This is a genomic window from Bifidobacterium pongonis (assembly GCF_019331805.1).
Taxonomy (GTDB): domain Bacteria; phylum Actinomycetota; class Actinomycetes; order Actinomycetales; family Bifidobacteriaceae; genus Bifidobacterium; species Bifidobacterium pongonis.
This window is the reverse complement of the sequence record NZ_JAHBBE010000030.1, coordinates 1-19,691: the sequence shown is the minus strand read 5'-3', so window position 1 is coordinate 19,691 and position 19,691 is coordinate 1. Positions and strand designations below refer to the sequence as shown.

Below are 19,691 nucleotides of genomic sequence, written 5' to 3'. Positions count from 1 at the left end.
TCCCCTCACGCGGTCATGCCGGTGAACACGGCTTCGTTCTGCTTGTTGACGTCATCCTTCGGCTCGCCTTCGGTTTTGCCGGGCAGAGGCGTCTGCTTGCCGCGCGGCCCCACCGGGCGGGCATCGAAGCCCTTGCCGAAATGCTTCTCCAGCCTGGACTGGATCACCATCAGGATCGACGTGATCACCAGGTACCAGATGCACGCCACGATGAGCAGCGGGATCGGCTTGTACAGGCGGGTCGCGATGGCGGTGGTGGCGAACTGCAGTTCGAGGGTGAACGGCACCGCGTTGACCAGCGATGTGGTCTTGAGCATACCGATGAACTCGTTGCCAGTGGGCGGGATGATGATGCGCATGGCCTGCGGCAGGATGACGCGACGCATGATGAGCGAGCGCTTCATGCCCAGCGCCTGCGCGGCTTCGGCCTGACCCGGGTCGACCGCTTCGAGGCCGGCGCGCACGATTTCCGCCAGGTAGGCGGCCTCGTTCAGCGCCAGACCAAGCCATGCCGCGTTGAACGCGGTGATGACGGACTGCGAGTCGATGCTCCAGAATTCGATGGAGGTGAACGGGATGCCGATGCCGATGCGCGGGATCAGCACGGCGAACAGCCCCCAGAACACGAGCTGCGTGTACACAGGGGTGCCGCGGAAGAACCAGATGTAGAACCAGCTCACGCCGCGCAGCACCGGGTTGATGGATTTGCGCATGATGGCGAGCAGCACGGCCAGCACGATGGCGATGGCCATGGAGATCACCGTGAGCAGCAGCGTGTACTTGATGCCTTCAAGCACGTTCTCGTTGAACAGGTACTTCCATACCACGTTCCATTCGAAACGCGGGTTGGTGATCAGCCCCTGCGCGAGGAGGACGGCGAAGATCGCGACGACCACGCCGGCCAGGATGGGTCCGGTTCTCCTTACCGGCAATGCCGTGATGCGATTGGGGATGTCGAGGTTCGCGCCGTCGACCTGTTTCTTCGCCATGCTTCCTGCTTCCTTCTGATATCGGATATGTCGAATGTGTCGGATGTGTCGATGGTCCGTCGGGATCAGTCGAGATCGGTCGGGTTGATCTCGGCCTTGTCGAGAGCGCCGGATTCGACGCCCCAATGCTTGAGGATCTTCATGTAGGTGCCGTCATCCATGAGCTTCTGCACGGCCTTCTGCACGGCGGCGGTCATCTTGGTGTTGCCCTTCTGGATGGCGATGCCTTCCTTGACCACGCCGACATCCTTGCCGAGGGCTTCGAGCTGGCCGTCGGTCTGCGAGATGGCGTAACCGGCCACAGGGGAATCGGCGTAGAACACGTCGGCCTTGCCGGTGGCCACGGCGGTGGCGGCTTCGGCCTGGCGCTTGTAGGAGGCGACCTCGGCGTCCTTCTTGCCGTCGGCCTTGCACTGCTTGGCGATCTTGTTCGCCTCGTCCTCCTGCACGGTGCCGGTCTGCACGGCGATCTTGTCGCCGCACAGGTCGGAGGAATCGACCTTCTTCGGATTGCCCTTCTGCACGGTCCACGTGGAGCCCGCGCGATAGTAGCTCACGAAGTCGACGGAATCCATACGTTCCTTGGTGATGGTCATGGCGGTGATGCCCAGATCGTACTTCGAGCCGACGGACGGCACGATGGTGTCGAACATGGAGGACACGATGTTGGTCTTGAGTCCCAGCACGTTGCCGATCGCCTTGGACAGATCCACATCGTAGCCGGTCGGGGTCTTACCGTCCTCCGCGAGGAATTCGGCCGGGGCGTACGACAATTCCATGCCCACGGACAGTTCGCCGCTCTTGACGGTGTTGCCTTCGACGAGCTTGGCGAGTTCGGCGTCCTTCTTGACGGAACTCACGTCATAGCCCGTGGTGGTGGTCTTGGATTCGCCGGACGCGTTGTCCGTGGCGTCGCTGGTGCCGCATGCGGCGAAGGAGACCAGCATGGCCGCGCTGAGCGCGGCGGCCGTCAGGGCCTTCAGTTTGTTCGTTGCTTTCAATGCCATTGTGTTGTCTTTCTCTTGTTCTCTTCCGCGCGTTCTCTCCCGCGCGTCGCACAATTCCAAACTATGCCAGTATCGCCAATGGGCACGATAAACAGCCATCGGCACCCGGCAAACGTGAGAAGCCCCGACGTAAATCGGAGCTTCTCACGAGTGGGATCATCTCATCTGCTATTCGCTGACATCGGTCGGGTTGATCTCGGCCTTGTCGATCGCGCCGGATTCGACGCCCCAATGCTTGAGGATCTTCATGTAGGTGCCGTCATCCATGAGCTTCTGCAACGCCTTCTGCACGGCCTGCGCGGTGGCGGTGTCGCCCTTCTTGATGGCCACGGCCTCCTTGGCCACGCCGCTGGCCTTACCGAGGGCTTCAAGCTGACCGTCGGTCTGCGCGATCGCGTAACCGGCCACGGAGGTGTCGGCGTACGAGACGTCGGCCTTGCCGGTGGTCACGTTGGTGGTCACATCGGTTTGCAGCTTGTTCGACAGGATGTCGATGGCCTTCTTGCCGTCGGCCTTGCACTGCTCGTTGAGCTTGTTGACTTCCTCCTCCTGGACGGTGGCGGTCTGCACGGTGACCTTCAGGCCGCACACGTCGGAGACGTCGACCTTGTTCGGATTGCCCTTGCGCACCACCCACGTGGAACCGGCCTTGAACATGCTGACGAAGTCGACGGCCTTGAGTCGTTCCGGGGTGATGGTGAAGGAGGAGATGCCGATATCGTATTTCGCGCCGACGGACGGGATGATCGAATCGAAGTTCGCGTTCTGCGGGTCAGCGGTCAGGCCGAACACCTTGGCCATGGCCTTGGCGATGTCGACGTCGAAGCCGACCGAGGTCTTGCCGTCCTCGGCGAGGAATTCGGCCGGCGGGTACGACAGATCCATGCCGACGGTGAACTTGCCGTCCTTGGTGACGGATTCGGGCAGCAGCTTGGCGATGGACTCGTCCTTGGTGACGGAGCTCACATCGTAGCCTTCGATCTTGGAGGAACCGGACGCCTCACCATCGGAGGAGGAATCGTCGGTGGTACCGCAGGCCGCGGCGGAAAGCAGCATGGCGGCGCTCAACGACATCGCCAGCGCGGCCTTGATTTTTCTGAATGACATTATTGCAACCTCTCTCATCCTGTGACCCATTCATGCTGGGCCGATACAAGGACAACGTAGGGGCTGTTTGCTACGAACCCGTTAATCTGCCGGAATATGAGAAAAGGGACCGGCCCATACGGGCTGGTCCCATCGAATACGCGCGGCGGCGAAACCGCGGCACCGGGCGGGAACGGGTGCTCTTACGCGGCCATATCGAGCCGATCGGCCACCATGCGCAGCAGCTGCGCGGTGCTCACGCCCAACGCCTCGGCGATGGAGCTGAGCAGTTCGGAGCTGGCCTCCTTCTGCCCGCGTTCCACTTCGGAAAGGTAGCCGAGCGAAACACCGGCCTTCTCGCTGACCTCGCGCAGGGTTTTGTGGTCGCGCGAACGCAGGTCGCGCAGCACCAGACCGATGGCCCCGCGCAGGGACAGGGTGTCCTCCTGCTGTTCGCTGGCCTTGGTTTCGGTGCGCAATGCGATCTGGGCGCCGTGTTCCTCGTCGCTCCACATGCGGCGGCGCATTTCCGCGGCTTCGTCCTTCGCCTTCTTGGCGGCGCGGGCCTTCAGCACCTGCTGCTGCGCCAGCGCGACGGCACGGCGCTGTGCGGGGGTCAATTCACGCATACGGGCGGCGCCGGGCTTCACCATCGGCGCCGCGGCCTTCAGTTCGTTCATATCCGAGGTCCTGCGAACCTGAGTCATCGTTTCCATATCCAGTCCCCTTTTGCTCCTGAGGCTGTTCACTGTCCATATACTCCAACAGCGAACGGAGGGCTTTTTATTCCACGATCGACAATGTGAGCTGCGTCACAATACGCAACACGTGGGTCACGACGCTTTCGCGCACCTGTTCGCGCGAACCGTCCAGCCTCAGTTCGTAGGCCACGGCATGCCACCCGTTGCCCATGCCTTGCAAGGCTTCGGGCCCTTCTCCGACCATCATGGTGTGGTCGGGAAGCCCGCCTGCAAGATGGTCGCGCACCGCGTGCGCCATGGCATCGGGAACGGCCACGGCGACGTATGCCAGACCGGCGGGCTTGTCGCCGTCCGGGCCGGGGCCTGCCACGCCGGTGGTCGACAGGCCGATGACGCGACCCTCGTATTCGGGCTGATCATACAGATGGGCGGTGTATGCCGCCATCTGACGTGCGACCTCGGGGTGCACCGCACCTTCACGTTCCAGCAGGGCACGGTCCACGCCGAGAATCGAAGCCTTCGCCCGAATGTCGTAGGTGACCGCCGAGCCGAGGAACACGGCGGATGCGCCGGGAATACGCACGAGCGCGTCCGCGAGCAGTCCGCCGGTGAGTGATTCCGCGCAGGCCAGCTTCACGCCTCGGGGTTCGAGACCATGCAGCAGGTCGGCGGCAAGCCCGCGCCGAATCAGCGATTCATCCGATTCGCTCATGGTCACGGCTCAGTCCGCGTTCCTACGCGAACCGACGAAGGTGTTGTACAGGTAGATGCCACCGGAGTACAGGCACAGCACCAGCGCGACGTACAGCATGACGTAGGTGACGATGTAGTACACGTTCACCCATGCCGCGACGCCCTGCGCGGGGCCGCCGATATGGGCGGGCAGCAGCAGCATGGCCAGGCCGATGCACTGGAAGAGGGTCTTGAGCTTGCCGGGCCACGTGGCGGCGATCACCTTGCCGCCGGGACGTTCCATGACGAAGAAACGCATTACGGTGATGCCGATCTCGCGGATCAGGAACAGGATGGTGGCCCACCACGGGAACTCCGCGAACACGGAGGCCACGACGAGCGCACCGCAGGTCATGAGCTTGTCGGCGATGGGATCCATCAGCTTGCCGAGTTCGGTCACCTGATTGTATTTGCGAGCCATCCACCCGTCGAGCTTATCGGTGCAGGCGGCGATGATGAACACGATGGCCGCGGCCCAACGCATGGAGGCGCTGTTCACGCCCCACGCGCCTGCGGCGATGTACAGGCCGAGGAACACCACCACCAGCACGATGCGGCAGTAGGTGACCAGATTCGGCGGGGCGTTCCATCCGTCCAGCAGCGACGATTTCTTCGATTGGGTGTTTTGTTCTTCAGTCATAACCCCACACGTTACCCGTCGTGCTCTACCTTGGGTGCCGCCCCGGTTCAGGCCTCGTCGTTCCCCGAAGGGGTGGATGAGGGGGTGATGCTGTCGGTTTCGCCGCGGATGAAGGCGAGCACGGAGGGCAGGTCGTCAGGCTGGACGAGCACTTCACGCGCCTTCGAACCTTCGGATGGGCCGACCACGCCACGGGATTCGAGCAGATCCATCAGGCGGCCGGCCTTGGCGAAGCCCACCCTGAGCTTGCGTTGCAGCATGGACGTGGAGCCGAACTGCGTGGAGACCACGAGTTCCGCGGCCTGCAGCAGCACATCCATATCGTCGCCGATCTCCTCATCGGGTTCCGCGGCCTTCTTCTCGGCCTGCGCGGCCATCTGCTCGATATCCTCACGGTATTTCGGCTTGCGCTGGGTGCGCACGAATTCCACGGCCCTACGGATTTCGGACTCGTTCACCCACGATCCCTGCACGCGGATCGGCTTGGCCGAGCCCATGGGCAGGAACAGGCCGTCGCCCTGACCGATCAGTGTTTCGGCGCCGGTGGTGTCGAGGATGACGCGCGAATCCGTAGCGGACGATGTGGTGAACGCGAGACGCGACGGGATGTTCGCCTTGATCAGACCGGTCACCACGTCGACGGACGGGCGCTGCGTGGCGAGCACCAGGTGCACGCCGGCGGCTCGGGCGAGCTGGGTGATGCGCTGGATGGAGCTTTCCACATCGTTCTTCGCCACCATCATCAGATCGGCCATCTCGTCGACGACCACGAGGATGTACGGGTACGGTGCGACCTTACGCTTGGAGCCTTCCGGCACATGCACCTTGCCCGCACGCACGGCCTCGTTGAAGTCCTTGACATGGCGGAACCCGAAGTATTCCAGATCGGAGTAACGCGAATCCATCTCCTTGACCACCCATTCGAGGGCCTGCGCAGCCTTCTTCGGGTCGGTGATGATCGGCGTCAGCAGATGCGGGATGCCCGCGTACGCCGACAGTTCGACGCGCTTCGGATCGACGAGGATGAGACGCACCTGGTCGGGCGTGGCTCGCATGATGATCGAGGTCAGCATGGAGTTGACGAAGCTCGACTTACCGGAACCGGTGGCGCCGGCCACCAGCAGATGCGGCATCTTGGTCAGGTCGGCGGTCACGAAATGGCCTTCCACGTCCTTGCCGATGCCGGAGATCATCGGGTTCGGGTCGCTGACGACCTTGTCGCTGCGCAGCACGTCGCCCAGGCATACGATCTCGCGGTCCTCGTTCGGGATTTCGATGCCGATGGCGGATTTGCCGGGAATCGGGGACAGGATGCGCACGTCGGAACTGGCCACGGCGTAGGCGATGTTGCGACGCAGGTTGGTGACCTTCTCAACCTTGACGCCCGGGCCGAGTTCGACCTCGTACTGGGTGACGGACGGGCCACGCAGGAAGCCGACGACCTTGGCGTCGACCTTGAACTGCTGGAAAGTGGATGTCAGGGCGCGGATGACCCTGTCGTTGGACGGGGTGCGCGCCGCGTGCGGCTTGCCCTTGGCGAGGATGTCGAGGCTCGGCAGCTGGTATGGCGGTTCCGCGCCTTCGGCTCCTTCGGCGCCTTGTTCGGAAGCGACCTGCGCTCCCCCGGCCGCGGCGGCCGCAGCCGCGGAGGGGACCACGTCATGTTCGCCGGAATCGGCGCCATATGCGCCGGAACCCGCACCATAGGAGCGCGTGGAAGCCTGCGTCTGATCCGCCTGACCAGCCTGGCCAGTCTGACCCGACGGCGGAGCCGGAGGCTCGTTCGCCCCTGCCGACGGCGCCCACGGATCGTTCGGCACACCGCCTGCGGCGGCGGGCTGCGAGTCGGAGGTCAGCGGCACGGTGGATTCCTCGGACGGCATGGGCGGCGGCGTCATCGTGAATTCGCCTTCCGGAATGGGCGGCGGCGTGGCGGGGCCGTCGGTCGGCATGACGCGCGTGGCGCCGCGATCGTCGTCCAGCGACGTCTCCGCGGCCTCGCCGTGTCGGGACGCGGCCTGAGTGAAGGGATCGTCGCCCTGGTACGAGTCGAGCTTCGTATCGTCCTTCTCCTGCTTCCTGCGCTGGAAGAACCCGCGAATCTTGTCCAGGAAGCCGTTTCCGGCCTGTTCGTCGCCATCCTGGTCCTCATCGCTGCCGTCGTGCCTCGGCACGCCTTCGGCGAATTCGAGCTCGTCATCGTCGAGCCGCACCTCGTTGGGCGAGCGTTCCGCCCTGTCATGCGACTCCTGTTCGCTCTCCTGCGAGGCTTTGGCGCCACGCAGTTTGGAAACGAGATTGTTCCAGATGCGGGGAATGTCGTCGACATGGATCCGCACGATCAGCATGAGCGAATACAGGCCGATGATCGCGAACACGATTACCGCGAACGTTTCGGAAAGCCCCCATGCAAGCGGCGTGCCGACGATGTAGCCGAGCAGACCTCCGGCCTGCTGCATCGCGGCGATGTCGAAACCATCCGCTTGGGAGGCGAGCTCGACGTCGAGGATCGAGCAGATCGTCCAGAACAGCACCACCAGTCCGACGATCACACGCGGATTGCCGGAACCGCGCCCGGCATGGCGTATCAGCCGTATCGCCACCGCGAACAGGAGTACCGGCAGCACGACGCTCATCAGGCCGAAGGCGCCGGAGGCGATGGAATGCAGGAATACGCCGAGCGGCCCCTGCACACGGAACCATTCGGATGCGCAGAACATCACGCCCAACACCAGCATCACGAGGCATAGGCCGTCACGCTGGTAGGCGGGGTCGTACTCCCCCGTGCCCGTCGTCGCGCGCACGACATTCCCCAGACCGCGTGGAATCGCCATCAGGATCGTTTCCCACAACGGCTCCTCTTCCTCGTAGTCGTCATCCCGCGGCTTGGGCGCTGTGCCCTTGCCGCCGTTCTTCCCGCTGCTCGATGATGCTGTTCTTGCCATAACGTGTCAGATTCTACTCATCGCCGCACCCACGCGGCCCGCCGTACCGTGAATATCCTGTTGTGGTTTCCCACCGTTGCACGGTGTGGAACGTTACCGGGCGAAAGCCGACGCATTCCACACCCGCATGCGGGAAACAATCGTTAGCCGAACCGGAGCGTCCGATCAGCCGATGTCGCCCAGATGATGCTGCACGTAGGCGTCGGCCTGCGCGTCGATGGCATCGTAGTCGCCGTTGTCGGCGTGGGCGATAATGGCCATGGCGTTGCTCACCAGCGCCGGGTTGAGCGCCTGCAGCCAGTGGATGCGCGGATCGCGTCCGAACCATCCCATCTGCTTGCGTGCCAGACGCTTCGTTTTCTGCGCGATGTCCATAAACGTGTCGTTGAGGTCATGCAATCCGTCCAGATAGTCGACGACCTGCTGGTAGCCAAGCGCCTTGGCCGCGGTAATGCCCAGCTTGGGGCGGATACGTTCCACCTCTTCGACGAACCCGCCCTCAAGCATCTGCTTGGTACGGATATCGATGCGGCGATCCAGTTCCTCACGCGGCAGATCAAGACCGATCTGCACGGTGGGAATGACGTACCGGTAGCGCGGCAGACTTGCCGAATACTGGCGTCCGGTCACCTCAATGACTTCCAATGCGCGGATGGTGCGTCTCGGATTATGCGGATCCATGCGTGCCGCCGCCTGCGGATCCTTGGCCTTCAACTCCTCGAACAATACCCCCGCGCCTTCGGTCTTCTCACGCTCCTCAAGCGCCTTGCGCACCTGCGGATCGGTTCCGGGGAAGGAAATGTCGTCGATGGCGGCCCTCGCATACAATCCGGATCCGCCGACGAGGATCGGCCGCACTCCCCTGGCTTGCAATTCGGCTATCTTCTCGCGGGCGAGTTTCTGGAATCTCGCCACGGACATGGCATCATCGGGTTCGATGATGTCGATGAGATGATGCCTGACCTGCGCCTGTTCCTCCAAAGTCGCCTTGGCGGTGCCGATATCCATGCCGCGGTACATCTGGTAGGCGTCGGCATTGATGATCTCCGCCTGTTCGCCTTCGGCCGCCAAGGCTTTGGCGATGGCGATGCCGAGCCCGGTTTTGCCGGAGGCGGTCGGCCCGACGATGGAAACCACGCGCGGGGTGCGTTGGCGTTCCGCAGTTGCCGCCGGTTCAGTGACGGACGGCATAGGTCTGCCCCGCCTTCGGATCGGGATCGGCGATGAGATTATGGCGCCCGGCATGCGTCACGGTGGCGGTGACGAAATCACCGACCTGCGGCATCGGCTCGCCCTCCGGCACGCCGATATGCACGAGCACGCCGGTCCGTTCGCGGCCGGTCACGCGGTGCGTGGCGGAATCCTTCTTGCCCGGCACGCCGGTCACCATCACCTCGACGTCACGGCCTTCGAAGGTCTGCAGATTCTCCTCGGTGATGCGCTCCTGCAACGCCACGAGACGGTCGAAACGATCCTGCACCACGTCGCGCGGAATCTGCTCCATTTCGGCGGCGGGCGTGCCCGGACGCGGCGAATAGATGAACGTGAACGCGGACGAGAAGCGGGCCTCCTCGACCACGCGCATCGTCTCCTGGAAATCCTCCTCGGTTTCACCGGGGAAGCCGACGATGATATCGGTGGAGATCTGCGCGTCGGGCATGGCCTCGCGGATCTTGCGCAGGATGTCAAGGAACTTGGCGGAACGGTACGAGCGGCGCATGGCACGCAGGATCCGGTCGGAACCGGATTGCAGCGGGAAATGCAACTGGTGCATGACGTTCGGCGTCTCGGCCATCGCGGCGATCACATCGTCGGTGAACGCGGCGGGATGCGGCGACGTGAAACGCACGCGCTCCAGCCCCTCGATATCGCCGCAGGCGCGCAGCAGCTTGGAGAACGCGAAACGGTCGCCGATGCCGTAGCCGAACGAGTTCACGTTCTGGCCGAGCAGCGTGACCTCCTTGGCGCCCTCGTCCACACATTGGCGGATCTCCGCGAGAATGTCGCCGGGGCGGCGGTCATGTTCCTTGCCGCGCGTGGTGGGCACGATGCAGAACGTGCAGGTGTTGTTGCAGCCGACGGAGATGGCGACCCAGCTCGACACCTTGGACGCACGGTCGGTGGGCAGCTGGCTCGGGAAATAGTTGAGTTCCTCCTGCACCTTCACCTGCGCATGGCCTTCGATGCGGGCCTGATCGAGCAGCTGCGGCAGCGAACCGATGTTCTTGGTGCCGAACACGGCGTCCACCCACGGGGCCTTCTTGGCGATCCTCTCACGGTCGAGCTGCGCCATGCAGCCGCCGACCGCGATCTGCAGGTTCGGGCGCTCACGCTTCATCCCCGCCCACAGGCCGATCGTGCCGTACATGCGCTCGGCGGCGTTCTCACGCACCGCGCACGTGTTCATCACGATCAGGTCGATGTCATGGTCGAGATACTGTTCCTCGGTGGCCGGGACGTAGCCGGCGTCCTCCAGCACACCGGCGATGCGTTCGGAATCGTGCACGTTCATCTGGCATCCGAGCGTATGCACGTAGAACACGCCCTTGCCCCTGGAAGGTGCGGCGCCCGCGGCGCCGTCGGCCAGTTTCGAGGCGCGCTCCGCCTCGGTCATCATGTCTTCGTTCATAGTGTTCACTGTATCGGCGTGGCATGACCCGTTCAGTAATATCTCAGGTTCGCGCGGCGCCGTCGGCTATATTGGGGAACGTGATATTAGATCGACACAGCAGATTCAAAACATCCGATATCAGCGCGCAGCTGAAGATGCTCGACTCTTCCGCTGGAAGGTTCAACATCGACGACATCACCGAGTTCATCAACCTGATGCAGCTGTATGAGGGGGCCATGTATGAGGTGAGCACCAAGCTGGAGATCCTTGACGACGAGTTCCAGGTGCGGTTCAGCCATGATCCGATCCATCATATGGAGCGCCGTCTGAAGTCCATCAAATCGATCATCGGCAAACTGCAGCGCCGCGGCCTGCCGATTTCGGTCGATTCGGTGCGCGACAACCTGTTCGACGTGGCCGGCATCCGCGTGATCTGCAACTACCGCGACGACGTGTATTCGGTGTCGAATTACCTGTCGTCGCAATCCGACATCCAGGTGCTGCGCGTCAAGGATTACATCAAGAACCCCAAGCAGAACGGCTACCGTTCGCTGCATGTGATCTACGCCGCCCCGGTGTTCCTCTCCTCCGGCGAGCATTACATGCCGGTGGAGGTGCAGTTCCGCACGATCGCGATGGATTACTGGGCGAGTCTGGAGCATGCGCTGCGTTACAAGAGCGACCTGCCCGACGCCAAGCTGGCCGAGCATTCGCAGACGCTGTTGGATTGCGCGCGCAGCCTGCAGAACATCGAAGTGCAGATGCAGAACATCCATCGCGATATCAATGGCGCACCGCGCGTCGAGGAGACGCCTCACACGACCGCGTGAGCGCGCGTGAGAGCGTTGGCGGTTCGTGCGCCAGCCGGGAACGGCCGGATTCGGGAACGATCATGATCGTGAACGGCGGCGTGCGAACCGTTCGACGGGCGCTTGGGCGAGCATGGTGCCCGCGAAGATGAGGGCGCACCCGAGGTAGCCGCGCGGGGTCATCACCTCGCCGAGGATGAGCGCACCGCCGACGGCGGAGAAGAACGATTCCAACGACATGAGCATCGCGCCGCGGGTCGGCGGCACGCACTGCTGCCCCACTACCTGCAGCGTGTAGGCCACGCCAACCGAACCGATGCCGGCGTAGACGATCGCGAACCAGCCTTGCCCCGCACCGGCCCAATCCACCGATCCTTCGGCCAACGCGCCGATCCAGCTCAGCACCGCGGTGGTGGAGATCTGGAAGAACGAGATGACCAACGCGTCCAGCCCCCTGCCGAGCGTGTCGATGACGAGGATATGCGCGGCGAACAGCACGGCGCTGCCCAGCAGCACGATGTCGGCCAAGGTGATGGATCCGAAGCCGCCCGTGATGCACAGCAGGTAGAAGCCGATCACCGCGAGCGCGACGCTCAATACCACATTGAGGTGGATGCGGCGGCGCAATACCACGAAGGCCAGCAGCGGCACCATGACGATGTAAAGCGCGGTGATGAAGCCGGACCTGCCCGCCGACCGGCTGTAGAGGACGCCGTACTGCTGGATGGTGCTTGCGGCGAACAATACCAGCCCGCAGATGATACCGACCACAATCTGGTTGCCGGCCCATGCGGGCAATGTCACTTCACGCCCGTTGCCCAGGATGACCGTCGGCGGAACGTGTTGCGGTTTTTCCCCGTCGCTTGCGGCGTTGTTGCCGTTGCGCATACGGAGGAACACAAGCAGCGGGATCAGCGACAACGCACCCAACGAGAATCGTGTGGCGTTGAAGAACAGGGGCGACATGGAATCCATGCCCTGCACCTGCGAAACGAATGCCAAACCCCAGATCAACGCGGTCAGTACCAGGCATCCCATGCCGGCGATCTCTTTCCTCTGCATAAGGCACCACCGTAAACGCATCCGTAACCAACAAAAAAGGCCTGACCGAAATACGGTCAGACCTTATTGTACAGACTTGGCTTATATGCCTAGCGCTGCATCATTTCCATGAAACGACAACGCAGGGGACGCTCCGTTGCCCGAATCCCACGGAACAACAACGCAACGCGTGCGGCCCCAAGGCGCACCGCGGGAAGCTGTATTGGCATACCGCGACCGCGGAGCAACGCAGGGGACGCTCCGTTGCGTTGTTGTTCAGTCCCTGTTGCCGAGGAGCTGGAGGATATACAGGAACATGTTCACGAAGTCGATGTACAGGTTGAGGGCGCAGAGGATGGAGATCTTCTTGATCATCTCGGGGTCCTGGCCGGAGTACTGGGCGAAGATGGCGCGGGTCTGCTGGGCGTCGTAGACGGTGAAGCCTGCGAAGAGGACGAGGCCGATGGCGGAGACGAGCATGAGGGTGGTCTGGCCGGGGGCGACGAACATGAGGATCGCTTCGGCGATGATGAGGACGACCAGTCCGACCATCAGGATGGGGCCGGCCTTGAGGAGGTCGACCTTGGTGGTCATGCCGAGCATGGTGAGGGCGAAGAAGAAGCCTGCGCACAGGGCGAGCGCGATGCCGATGGTCCCGAGATCGTAGACGGCGAAGATGATGCTCAGGGAGAAGCCCATGAGCGCGGAGTAAATGTAGAACATGACGCGCGCGGTGGTCGTCTTCATCTTGGTGATGCGGGCGCCGAGCACGATGGCGAGCACGATTTCGATGACGAACGGGGCGAATACGCCGATGATGCCGGTCGCTTGGATGAACGTCATGTACAGGTTGGTCATCTGGGTGATGATGGCGACGACGGCGGTGACGATGAGGCCGATGGTCATTTCACCGTAGGCGCGGGTGACGGAGGAATGGTAGGCGCGCGCGTATTCTTCCTGGCGTTCGGCGCTCATGGTGCCGGTGGGGGTGGCGTAGCCGCCCTGCGTGTACTGGTTGTACTGGTAGTTGTCCTGCTGCTGGACCGGCTGGCCGTAGTCCATCTGCATTTGGTTGTTGTAGTCGGCGGTGTTGTATTGGGGATTGCCGAGATTGTTGCGGGGGTTCTGACCGATAGCCATGATCGCTCCTTTTTCGTACGTACAGTTCACCAGTGTACCCAAAAACCTTGGAATAGCCTCAATATGCGGGAGCTTTCACAACCGGCGACGCCCGCCTGCCATGGAGGGAAGTGTGGCAGGCGGGCGCGGATCGGGCGTGGCTCGGAAGTTACAGCGCGAACACGTGCTTGACTTTGGTGGAGTCGTCCATGCTCATGAAATCGGTGATATCGACGGTGATCTCCGAATCGTCCTTGAGCACGTAGCCGATCGTCACCGTGGCGGTTGCGCCGGGCTGCACTTCGGCAAGGTAGGAGCTCGCATCATATCCAGCGGGGGCATCCGTGTAGATCGCGGTGTCGAGGGAGGAACCGTTCTGGAATACCTTGGGATCGGCCAGCGAGGCGAACGAGTTGTTCTTCTTGGTATTGTTGGTCCACTCGTAGGTGACAAGCACGGTGGGGTTGTTCTCGTAATCGTTGCTGCTACGAACCGCGGAAACAATCTTGACGTGCATGGTCTTGAGATCGCCTTCCAGATCCTGCTCGCCCTTGCTTTCGGTCTTCTTTGCAGTCGAATCCTTCTTCGATGAGGAATCGCCGGACGTCTGGCTGGTGGACACGCCCATCGCGTCGTCGATGGCCTTGCTCGCGGCGGACTGCATGGCCAGCGTGATGACGATGGCCAGTACCGACAGCACGACGGCGACGATGGCCAACGCCTTACCGTGCTTCTTGCCGCGGAAGGTGCCGACGATGGCGATAATACCGAGCACTGCGCCGACCAAGCCGAGGATGGCGGCGAGATTGTTGATGATCGGGATGAAACTCAGGACGAGACCCAATGCGCCGAATACCACGCCGACGACGCCGGTGACGGTCAGCGGTGGGCGCTGCTCCTGAAAGTTCTGATTCTGTCTGGGCGGCTGTGCTCCGACCGGCTGCATCGGCGGCTGGGGCTGCTGCGGGACGTTTGCTTCGCTCATATTCGTTCCTTCTTCTCCGGAAGACCTTTCGTCTCCTTGAATGTTGTCGATTCGAGCCTATGACGCGGCGAACGAGCGCACCATTGGACGAGCGTGCAGTTCTGATTGCCTGTTCGTGCAATGCGGGCCGCCGCCGAAAGGACAATGGCATGGGCTTCGGCCCGGCTATACATTGGTAGCATGAGCAATACGAATCCGAACATCGCACGCGAGGACACGGACGTGCCGGTGCGCACCAAGCTCTGGTGCACGCTGGTGATGATTCCCTGTGCGGGCTTCATGTGTCTTCTCCATGACGCTTTTGCCAACGCACAGTACGGGAACGACGCCCTCGGCACCCTGTGGACCGTACTCGGCGCATTGGTCGCGATTCTGTCCGGATTCATCCTGGTGGCACGCAACGAATATCCCGAACCCGTATTCTGGCTGTCCTGCCTTCTTGTCGTCGCATTTCCCTTCGATTCGCTGATCGTGCTCATGGCGCTCACCTCATTACTGGCGCGACGCACGGATCGGCGTATCACTCTGCGTGCCATTTCCGTAGCCGCCGTCATAACCGTATGGGCGCAGCTTCGCGACGCACGGCGTAAACCGGATGCGTCATTCTGGCATCAGTTGTTCGCCAAGCCGCATACCGGCGGTGATTCGGGGGTCCCGGTGCAGATACTGGCTTCCGAAGCCACCATCACAATCACCGCCATTGTAGTCGGTTTGCTCGCCACGCTGGTCGCGGTGCTGGCCGGACTGTTCATCCGTTCGCGTGCCACGGCACGTACCGCCCAGGAGAAGGCGAGCGCGGCCGAGGAGGAGGCGAAGGCGCTGCACACCGATTTGAGTAATCAGCAGCTTGCGGACGCCATTGCGGCCGAAGCGCACGACACGTTGGCGCATTCCTTATCGTTGCTGGCGCTTAATGCGAGCGCCTTGCAGGCCGAGTCGACGAAACTGCAGCAGTCGGTGTCGCGTCTGAACGGTGGCGATGACGATAATGCGGGCGGTAAGAACGGCGAGGGTGATGATGTCGGCGGCATCATCGAACAGTCCGAGTCAATCAGGCGTAAGACGCAGGATATCCGCAAACAGGCCGCGGGTGCGCTCGACGAGGCGCATAGCGTGATCGACATGCTTCGGCACCCCGATCAGGCGCGCATCCAGCTTGCCTATGACGATGACGCGTCGTTGACGCGCGATTCGCTTGACGCGCTGCTTGCGGATTGCCGTTCCGCGGGCATGCGGATCAATGCGTGGATCGACATCCAGCAGTTGAGCCGGTTGGATGATCGGATCGGCACGATCGCCTACCACGCCGTGCAGGAGGGGCTTACCAACGCACGTAGGCATGCGCCCGAAGCGCCCGTCTCGCTGGAGGTCACCGCTGGTCCGGAACGGGGTGTGCTGGTGCATGTCTCCAATCCCCTGCCTGCCGGCAATAACGGTGGCAGAGGTAACGGCAACACCGTCGTCGCCGTCGGCAACGCCGTTTCCGCCGGTCAAACCGGGACCGCTGCAAACGGCGGTAAACGTTCCGGAGCCGGTCTTGCGGGGCTGCTCGCACGGGTCCGTAAAGCGAACGGCACCTGCAGATACGGTTTTGACGAACGGCGGGTCTTCCATCTGGTAGTGCAACTACCATGGGTCGAATGACGAACGAAGGGCTACGGACGATTACGGTCAGCATCATCGACGACGATCCGATGATATGCCAGGCCATGCGTCTGATTCTGACCGACTATTCCGATGGGCGTATCGATGTGGTATCCACGTCGACCGATGGTGCGCTGGCCTTGGCCCATGCGGAGCGCGAACAGCCCGACGTGGTGCTTATGGATATCGCCATGCCCGGCATGGACGGCATCGAGGCGACCAAGCGGCTGCGGGCGCTCCCCCGCGCACCGCATGTGCTGATTCTCACTTCGCTTAGCCCGACCAATACCGTGGCACGTGCGGTCGAAGCCGGCGCCGAAGGATTCGTGTCCAAGACGGACACGCCGGAGGATATCATTCGCCGTGTGATCGGCGTGGTGGATGGCGACCCGCAGTTCAATCCGGCCAGTCAGCGTCAGCTCATCGGCGATCTGAACAGGCAGCGCCCGCAGTCCAGACGCGACGAGGCGCGTGACATGCTCGACGCGCTGCCGGAGCGCGAACGCGAGGCGGTGCTGCTCGCGGCGGAGGGGTTCACGAATGCGGAGATCGCGCAGCGCATGTTCATTTCGGAGCGCACGGTCAAATCGCATCTTTCCTCGGCCGGAGACAGGCTGTGCATGGGCAGGGTGCAGATGGCGCGTCTGGTGGAGCGTGCCGATCTTCCCCCGCTGCAATAGCCGCCCGGGGTACCCCGTGCGCGGCGCGACGGGGTACCCCCGCTGTTTTGCGCGCCGTTTACAATGAATGCGGGTGCATGTTCCGGGGAGGAGAACATTCATGGCGATCAATGCAACGGAGAAACCCCTGAGCAGGGTGTTCATGTCCGATTACCGTTTTGCGATTCCGTCGTTCCAGAGGGCCTATACATGGCAGACGGAGAATATCCTGCAGCTGGTCTCCGATCTTCGGGATGCCGGGGCGTCGGCGGATGCGCCGTATTTTCTGGGGTCGTTGATCCTGGTGCGCGATGGTGAATCCAAGTATCAGGTGATCGACGGCCAGCAGCGTCTGATATCGCTGTCAATCATCATCGCCGTGCTGCGCGAGTTGGAAACCGACCCGGTGCTGTTGCAGGAGCTCGACGAGCTGATCCGCGAACCGGGCAACAAGCTGCGCGGCATCAAGGCCGAACCGAGGCTGCGGCTGCGCGACCGCGACGCGGCGTTCTTCCGCGATTATGTGCAGGAAGGCGACTTGGAGGGCCTGTTCGATCTGCGCGACAGCGATTACGAGACGCGCGCCCAGCGCAATATCGCCTTCAACGCACGCGGCGTGTTCGACGAGTTGGCCAAGCTCGACGATGACGAGCGCCACCGTTTCGCCTCGTATCTGGTCAATCAGGTCACCTTGGTCATCGTGACCACCGACGATCTGGCCGGCGCCCATCGCATTTTCGACGTGATGAACATGCGCGGCGTGCCGCTGACCGCATCCGACGTGTTCAAGGCGAAGGTGATCGCGGCGATGTCGCCGGCGGCGCGGAACGTGTACGCCGCGCGATGGGACGACATCATGGATCCGATCGGCGACGACTCCCAGATCCTGGAGGAGTTCTTCACGGACCTGCATCTCATCGTCTCGCATAAGGCCGTCTGCACGCAGCTGTTGGAGGAGTTCCGCGCGGACGTGCTCATGCCGTACGTCCGCGAGCAGAACGTCATCTCGTTCGTCGACGAACTGCTTGCGCCGTATGCGATGGCGTGGCGTATCCTCGACCATCCGACCGATTCCATGCTTCCCGCCGCAATCGTCAGGCAACTCGTGCTGCTCAACGACTACCCCACCGGCGATTGGAAGCCGGTGGCCATGTGGGCGCTGGTGCATTCCATCGGCAATCTCGCCGATACTGGGGTCAAGGTGTTCACGGATAGCGCGCGAAGCGATACGGCCGGATCGGATGATGCCGGGAAGGACCGCGAACCGTTGCGCCTGCATGATGAGACGCGGCTCAGGGCGATTCTGTCCGCGTTGGAGCGTGTGACCGGCGTCGACGCGTTGAACCGGCAGAGCTCGCTGGCGCGACGCACGCGCGCCGCCTCCGCGGTCAGGTATCTCGACCGCGGCTACACGATGCCGCAGAACCGCGGTTTCCTCATCACCGACGACGAGCGCAGGTCGGCGTTGGCGCATCTGCGCGGCGAATTGCAGACCAATGCGCGGATGAACCGTCTGCTGCTGATCCGCGCGAACGAGCAGCTGGCCGGATTCCGCATCACGCGCCCGCGCAGTCTGAACGCCGTGCCGATCATTCCCAAGCATGTCGCCAAGGATTCGCCGTTCGCCGCCTGGCCGGAATCCGTGCGTGATTTCTGGGCGGACCGCATCGGCAATCTGGTGCTCACCCAAGCCCATGAGGATCAGCTGAAATCCCTGCAGACGTTCGAGGAACGACGTGATCGTATGCTGCTGTCCGCCAGTTCGAGGCGTTTCCCGTTGACGGACCGGCTCGGCAGCATCGCCGAATGCACGCCGGAAACGCTGCGCGGCCGCCAGGACGAAACGATACGGCTGATCGCCGAATTCTGGAACATCCGCTACGACGAGGGGCATGTCGACCTGTCGGTGCTCGACGAACAGCAGCTGACCCACGAAAGCGCGTCCGACGCTCCGAACGCGAAACGCGTGACCATCGCCCAAGTGCTCAAGGCCGGGCTGCTGGTCGCGGGCGAAACGCTGGTGTGGGAACGCCCGCGCAAGGGCGAACGCTGGGTCGCGACGGTCACGCCCGAAGGCAGGTTCAGGATGGAGAACGGCGAGGAATACTCCACGCCCACCGCGGCCGCGCGAGCGGTCGGCGGCACGAGCGCCGGTCTGAACGTGTGGAAGCGGACATCCGATGGCCGCAAGCTCAGCGAGATCTGGAAGGCCTACCGTATGCGCAGGCGGTGAATGCGATTGGGTGACGATGCTGGCGCGTTCCTGTTAGGCGAGGCGCTACAATTGTCGGAAACAGTCACGTCAAACGTTTGACGGCAATAGTGGCGCCGAAAACGATGACAGCGGCGGTACTGACAGCAAAGGAGCATCATCATGACCGAACCCACCGCAAGCACCGCACAATCCGCACAGCCGGCACAGCCCGCACAGCCCGCCAAGGACGAATGGGAGCGCATGCTCTCCGGCGAACTGTATGTGGCGGAAAGCGCACAGCAGCGCGAGGCGAATATGCGCAAACGCAGGCTCGTGCAAGCCATCAACACCTCCACATACGACGCCTTCGAGGAGCGCGACAGGCTGTTCCGCGAACTATTCGGCTCGCTCGGCAAGGGCGCGTTCCTCGAACCGCCGTTCAACTGCGATTACGGTTGCAACACGTACATCGGCGACAACTTCTACGCCAACATGGACTGCATCTTCCTCGACGTGGCGCCGATCACCA

17 protein-coding genes are annotated in these 19,691 nt (G+C 62.7%); 5 read left to right on the top strand and 12 right to left on the bottom strand.

The window, feature by feature from the left end; all coding sequences use genetic code 11:
- Positions 1-5: 5 nt before the first annotated feature.
- The 9 genes from KIH75_RS07795 to miaB form a co-directional block, all read right to left on the bottom strand.
- Positions 6-989, bottom strand: a complete 984-nt coding sequence (locus tag KIH75_RS07795) for an amino acid ABC transporter permease (protein WP_219056186.1) — start codon at positions 987-989, stop codon at positions 6-8.
- A gap of 65 nt (positions 990-1,054) precedes the next feature.
- Complete coding sequence (locus KIH75_RS07790; protein ID WP_219056185.1) at positions 1,055-1,996, bottom strand: ABC transporter substrate-binding protein; 942 nt, start codon at positions 1,994-1,996, stop codon at positions 1,055-1,057.
- A gap of 168 nt (positions 1,997-2,164) precedes the next feature.
- Complete coding sequence (locus tag KIH75_RS07785; protein WP_236028130.1) at positions 2,165-3,103, bottom strand: ABC transporter substrate-binding protein; 939 nt, start codon at positions 3,101-3,103, stop codon at positions 2,165-2,167.
- Between the two features lie 182 nt (positions 3,104-3,285).
- Positions 3,286-3,804 (bottom strand): helix-turn-helix domain-containing protein, encoded by a 519-nt coding sequence (locus tag KIH75_RS10145; RefSeq protein ID WP_420829189.1) that lies wholly within the window; start codon positions 3,802-3,804, stop codon positions 3,286-3,288.
- Between the two features lie 61 nt (positions 3,805-3,865).
- Positions 3,866-4,495, bottom strand: coding sequence for a CinA family protein (locus tag KIH75_RS07775; protein ID WP_219056183.1), 630 nt, complete (start codon positions 4,493-4,495; stop codon positions 3,866-3,868).
- Between the two features lie 9 nt (positions 4,496-4,504).
- A complete protein-coding gene (gene pgsA / locus KIH75_RS07770) occupies positions 4,505-5,155 on the bottom strand; it encodes a CDP-diacylglycerol--glycerol-3-phosphate 3-phosphatidyltransferase (protein ID WP_219056182.1) in 651 nt (216 codons plus the stop codon).
- Between the two features lie 47 nt (positions 5,156-5,202).
- Complete coding sequence (locus tag KIH75_RS07765; RefSeq protein WP_219056181.1) at positions 5,203-8,100, bottom strand: DNA translocase FtsK; 2,898 nt, start codon at positions 8,098-8,100, stop codon at positions 5,203-5,205.
- Between the two features lie 165 nt (positions 8,101-8,265).
- Positions 8,266-9,291: a tRNA (adenosine(37)-N6)-dimethylallyltransferase MiaA gene (gene miaA, locus KIH75_RS07760; protein WP_219056180.1), complete on the bottom strand. Its 1,026-nt coding sequence runs from the start codon at positions 9,289-9,291 to the stop codon at positions 8,266-8,268.
- The gene (gene miaB, locus KIH75_RS07755; protein WP_219056179.1) at positions 9,275-10,729 is read right to left on the bottom strand and encodes a tRNA (N6-isopentenyl adenosine(37)-C2)-methylthiotransferase MiaB; all 1,455 of its coding nucleotides are present in this window, start codon (positions 10,727-10,729) and stop codon (positions 9,275-9,277) included. Before miaB ends, miaA begins: the two co-directional genes overlap by 17 nt.
- A 23-nt stretch (positions 10,730-10,752) precedes the next feature.
- Here miaB and KIH75_RS07750 point away from each other — a divergent pair, with 23 nt between their 5' ends.
- A complete protein-coding gene (locus KIH75_RS07750; protein ID WP_219056178.1) occupies positions 10,753-11,541 on the top strand; it encodes a GTP pyrophosphokinase in 789 nt (262 codons plus the stop codon).
- 60 nt (positions 11,542-11,601) lie between these two features.
- On the opposite strand, the gene KIH75_RS07745 is transcribed toward KIH75_RS07750, so the two are convergent.
- The 3 genes from KIH75_RS07745 to KIH75_RS07735 all read right to left on the bottom strand — a co-directional run bounded on the left by KIH75_RS07745 (position 11,602) and on the right by KIH75_RS07735 (position 14,665).
- Complete coding sequence (locus KIH75_RS07745; protein WP_219056199.1) at positions 11,602-12,558, bottom strand: DMT family transporter; 957 nt, start codon at positions 12,556-12,558, stop codon at positions 11,602-11,604.
- A gap of 279 nt (positions 12,559-12,837) precedes the next feature.
- Positions 12,838-13,701: a Bax inhibitor-1/YccA family protein gene (locus tag KIH75_RS07740; protein WP_219056177.1), complete on the bottom strand. Its 864-nt coding sequence runs from the start codon at positions 13,699-13,701 to the stop codon at positions 12,838-12,840.
- A gap of 148 nt (positions 13,702-13,849) precedes the next feature.
- Entirely contained in the window at positions 13,850-14,665 is an 816-nt protein-coding gene (locus KIH75_RS07735) for a DUF5067 domain-containing protein (protein WP_219056176.1), read from the bottom strand.
- 258 nt (positions 14,666-14,923) lie between these two features.
- Here KIH75_RS07735 and KIH75_RS07730 point away from each other — a divergent pair, with 258 nt between their 5' ends.
- The 4 genes from KIH75_RS07730 to KIH75_RS07715 all read left to right on the top strand — a co-directional run.
- Positions 14,924-16,309, top strand: a complete 1,386-nt coding sequence (locus KIH75_RS07730) for a sensor histidine kinase (RefSeq protein ID WP_219056198.1) — start codon at positions 14,924-14,926, stop codon at positions 16,307-16,309.
- Positions 16,306-16,989, top strand: coding sequence for a response regulator transcription factor (locus KIH75_RS07725; protein WP_338024318.1), 684 nt, complete (start codon positions 16,306-16,308; stop codon positions 16,987-16,989). The genes KIH75_RS07730 and KIH75_RS07725 overlap by 4 nt, the downstream gene beginning before the upstream one ends.
- 100 nt (positions 16,990-17,089) lie before the next feature.
- Positions 17,090-19,201, top strand: a complete 2,112-nt coding sequence (locus KIH75_RS07720; protein WP_219056174.1) for a GmrSD restriction endonuclease domain-containing protein — start codon at positions 17,090-17,092, stop codon at positions 19,199-19,201.
- Positions 19,202-19,423: 222 nt separating this feature from the next.
- Positions 19,424-19,691: maltose acetyltransferase domain-containing protein (locus KIH75_RS07715; protein WP_274608105.1), on the top strand; the 268-nt coding region annotated here is incomplete at its 3' end.

Excerpts from the sequence above, each read along its gene's own strand:
- KIH75_RS07795 (WP_219056186.1), bottom strand. The coding sequence starts at position 989 with ATGGCGAAGAAACAGGTCGACGGCGCGAACCTCGACATCCCCAATCGC.
- KIH75_RS07790 (WP_219056185.1), bottom strand. The coding sequence starts at position 1,996 with ATGGCATTGAAAGCAACGAACAAACTGAAGGCCCTGACGGCCGCCGCG.
- KIH75_RS07785 (WP_236028130.1), bottom strand. The coding sequence starts at position 3,103 with ATGTCATTCAGAAAAATCAAGGCCGCGCTGGCGATGTCGTTGAGCGCC.
- KIH75_RS07775 (WP_219056183.1), bottom strand. The coding sequence starts at position 4,495 with ATGAGCGAATCGGATGAATCGCTGATTCGGCGCGGGCTTGCCGCCGAC.
- pgsA (WP_219056182.1), bottom strand. The coding sequence starts at position 5,155 with ATGACTGAAGAACAAAACACCCAATCGAAGAAATCGTCGCTGCTGGAC.
- KIH75_RS07765 (WP_219056181.1), bottom strand. The coding sequence starts at position 8,100 with ATGGCAAGAACAGCATCATCGAGCAGCGGGAAGAACGGCGGCAAGGGC.
- miaA (WP_219056180.1), bottom strand. The coding sequence starts at position 9,291 with ATGCCGTCCGTCACTGAACCGGCGGCAACTGCGGAACGCCAACGCACC.
- miaB (WP_219056179.1), bottom strand. The coding sequence starts at position 10,729 with ATGAACGAAGACATGATGACCGAGGCGGAGCGCGCCTCGAAACTGGCC.
- KIH75_RS07750 (WP_219056178.1), top strand. The coding sequence starts at position 10,753 with ATGACCCGTTCAGTAATATCTCAGGTTCGCGCGGCGCCGTCGGCTATA.
- KIH75_RS07745 (WP_219056199.1), bottom strand. The coding sequence starts at position 12,558 with ATGGGATGCCTGGTACTGACCGCGTTGATCTGGGGTTTGGCATTCGTT.
- KIH75_RS07740 (WP_219056177.1), bottom strand. The coding sequence starts at position 13,701 with ATGGCTATCGGTCAGAACCCCCGCAACAATCTCGGCAATCCCCAATAC.
- KIH75_RS07735 (WP_219056176.1), bottom strand. The coding sequence starts at position 14,665 with ATGAGCGAAGCAAACGTCCCGCAGCAGCCCCAGCCGCCGATGCAGCCG.
- KIH75_RS07730 (WP_219056198.1), top strand. The coding sequence starts at position 14,924 with ATGATTCCCTGTGCGGGCTTCATGTGTCTTCTCCATGACGCTTTTGCC.
- KIH75_RS07725 (WP_338024318.1), top strand. The coding sequence starts at position 16,306 with ATGACGAACGAAGGGCTACGGACGATTACGGTCAGCATCATCGACGAC.
- KIH75_RS07720 (WP_219056174.1), top strand. The coding sequence starts at position 17,090 with ATGGCGATCAATGCAACGGAGAAACCCCTGAGCAGGGTGTTCATGTCC.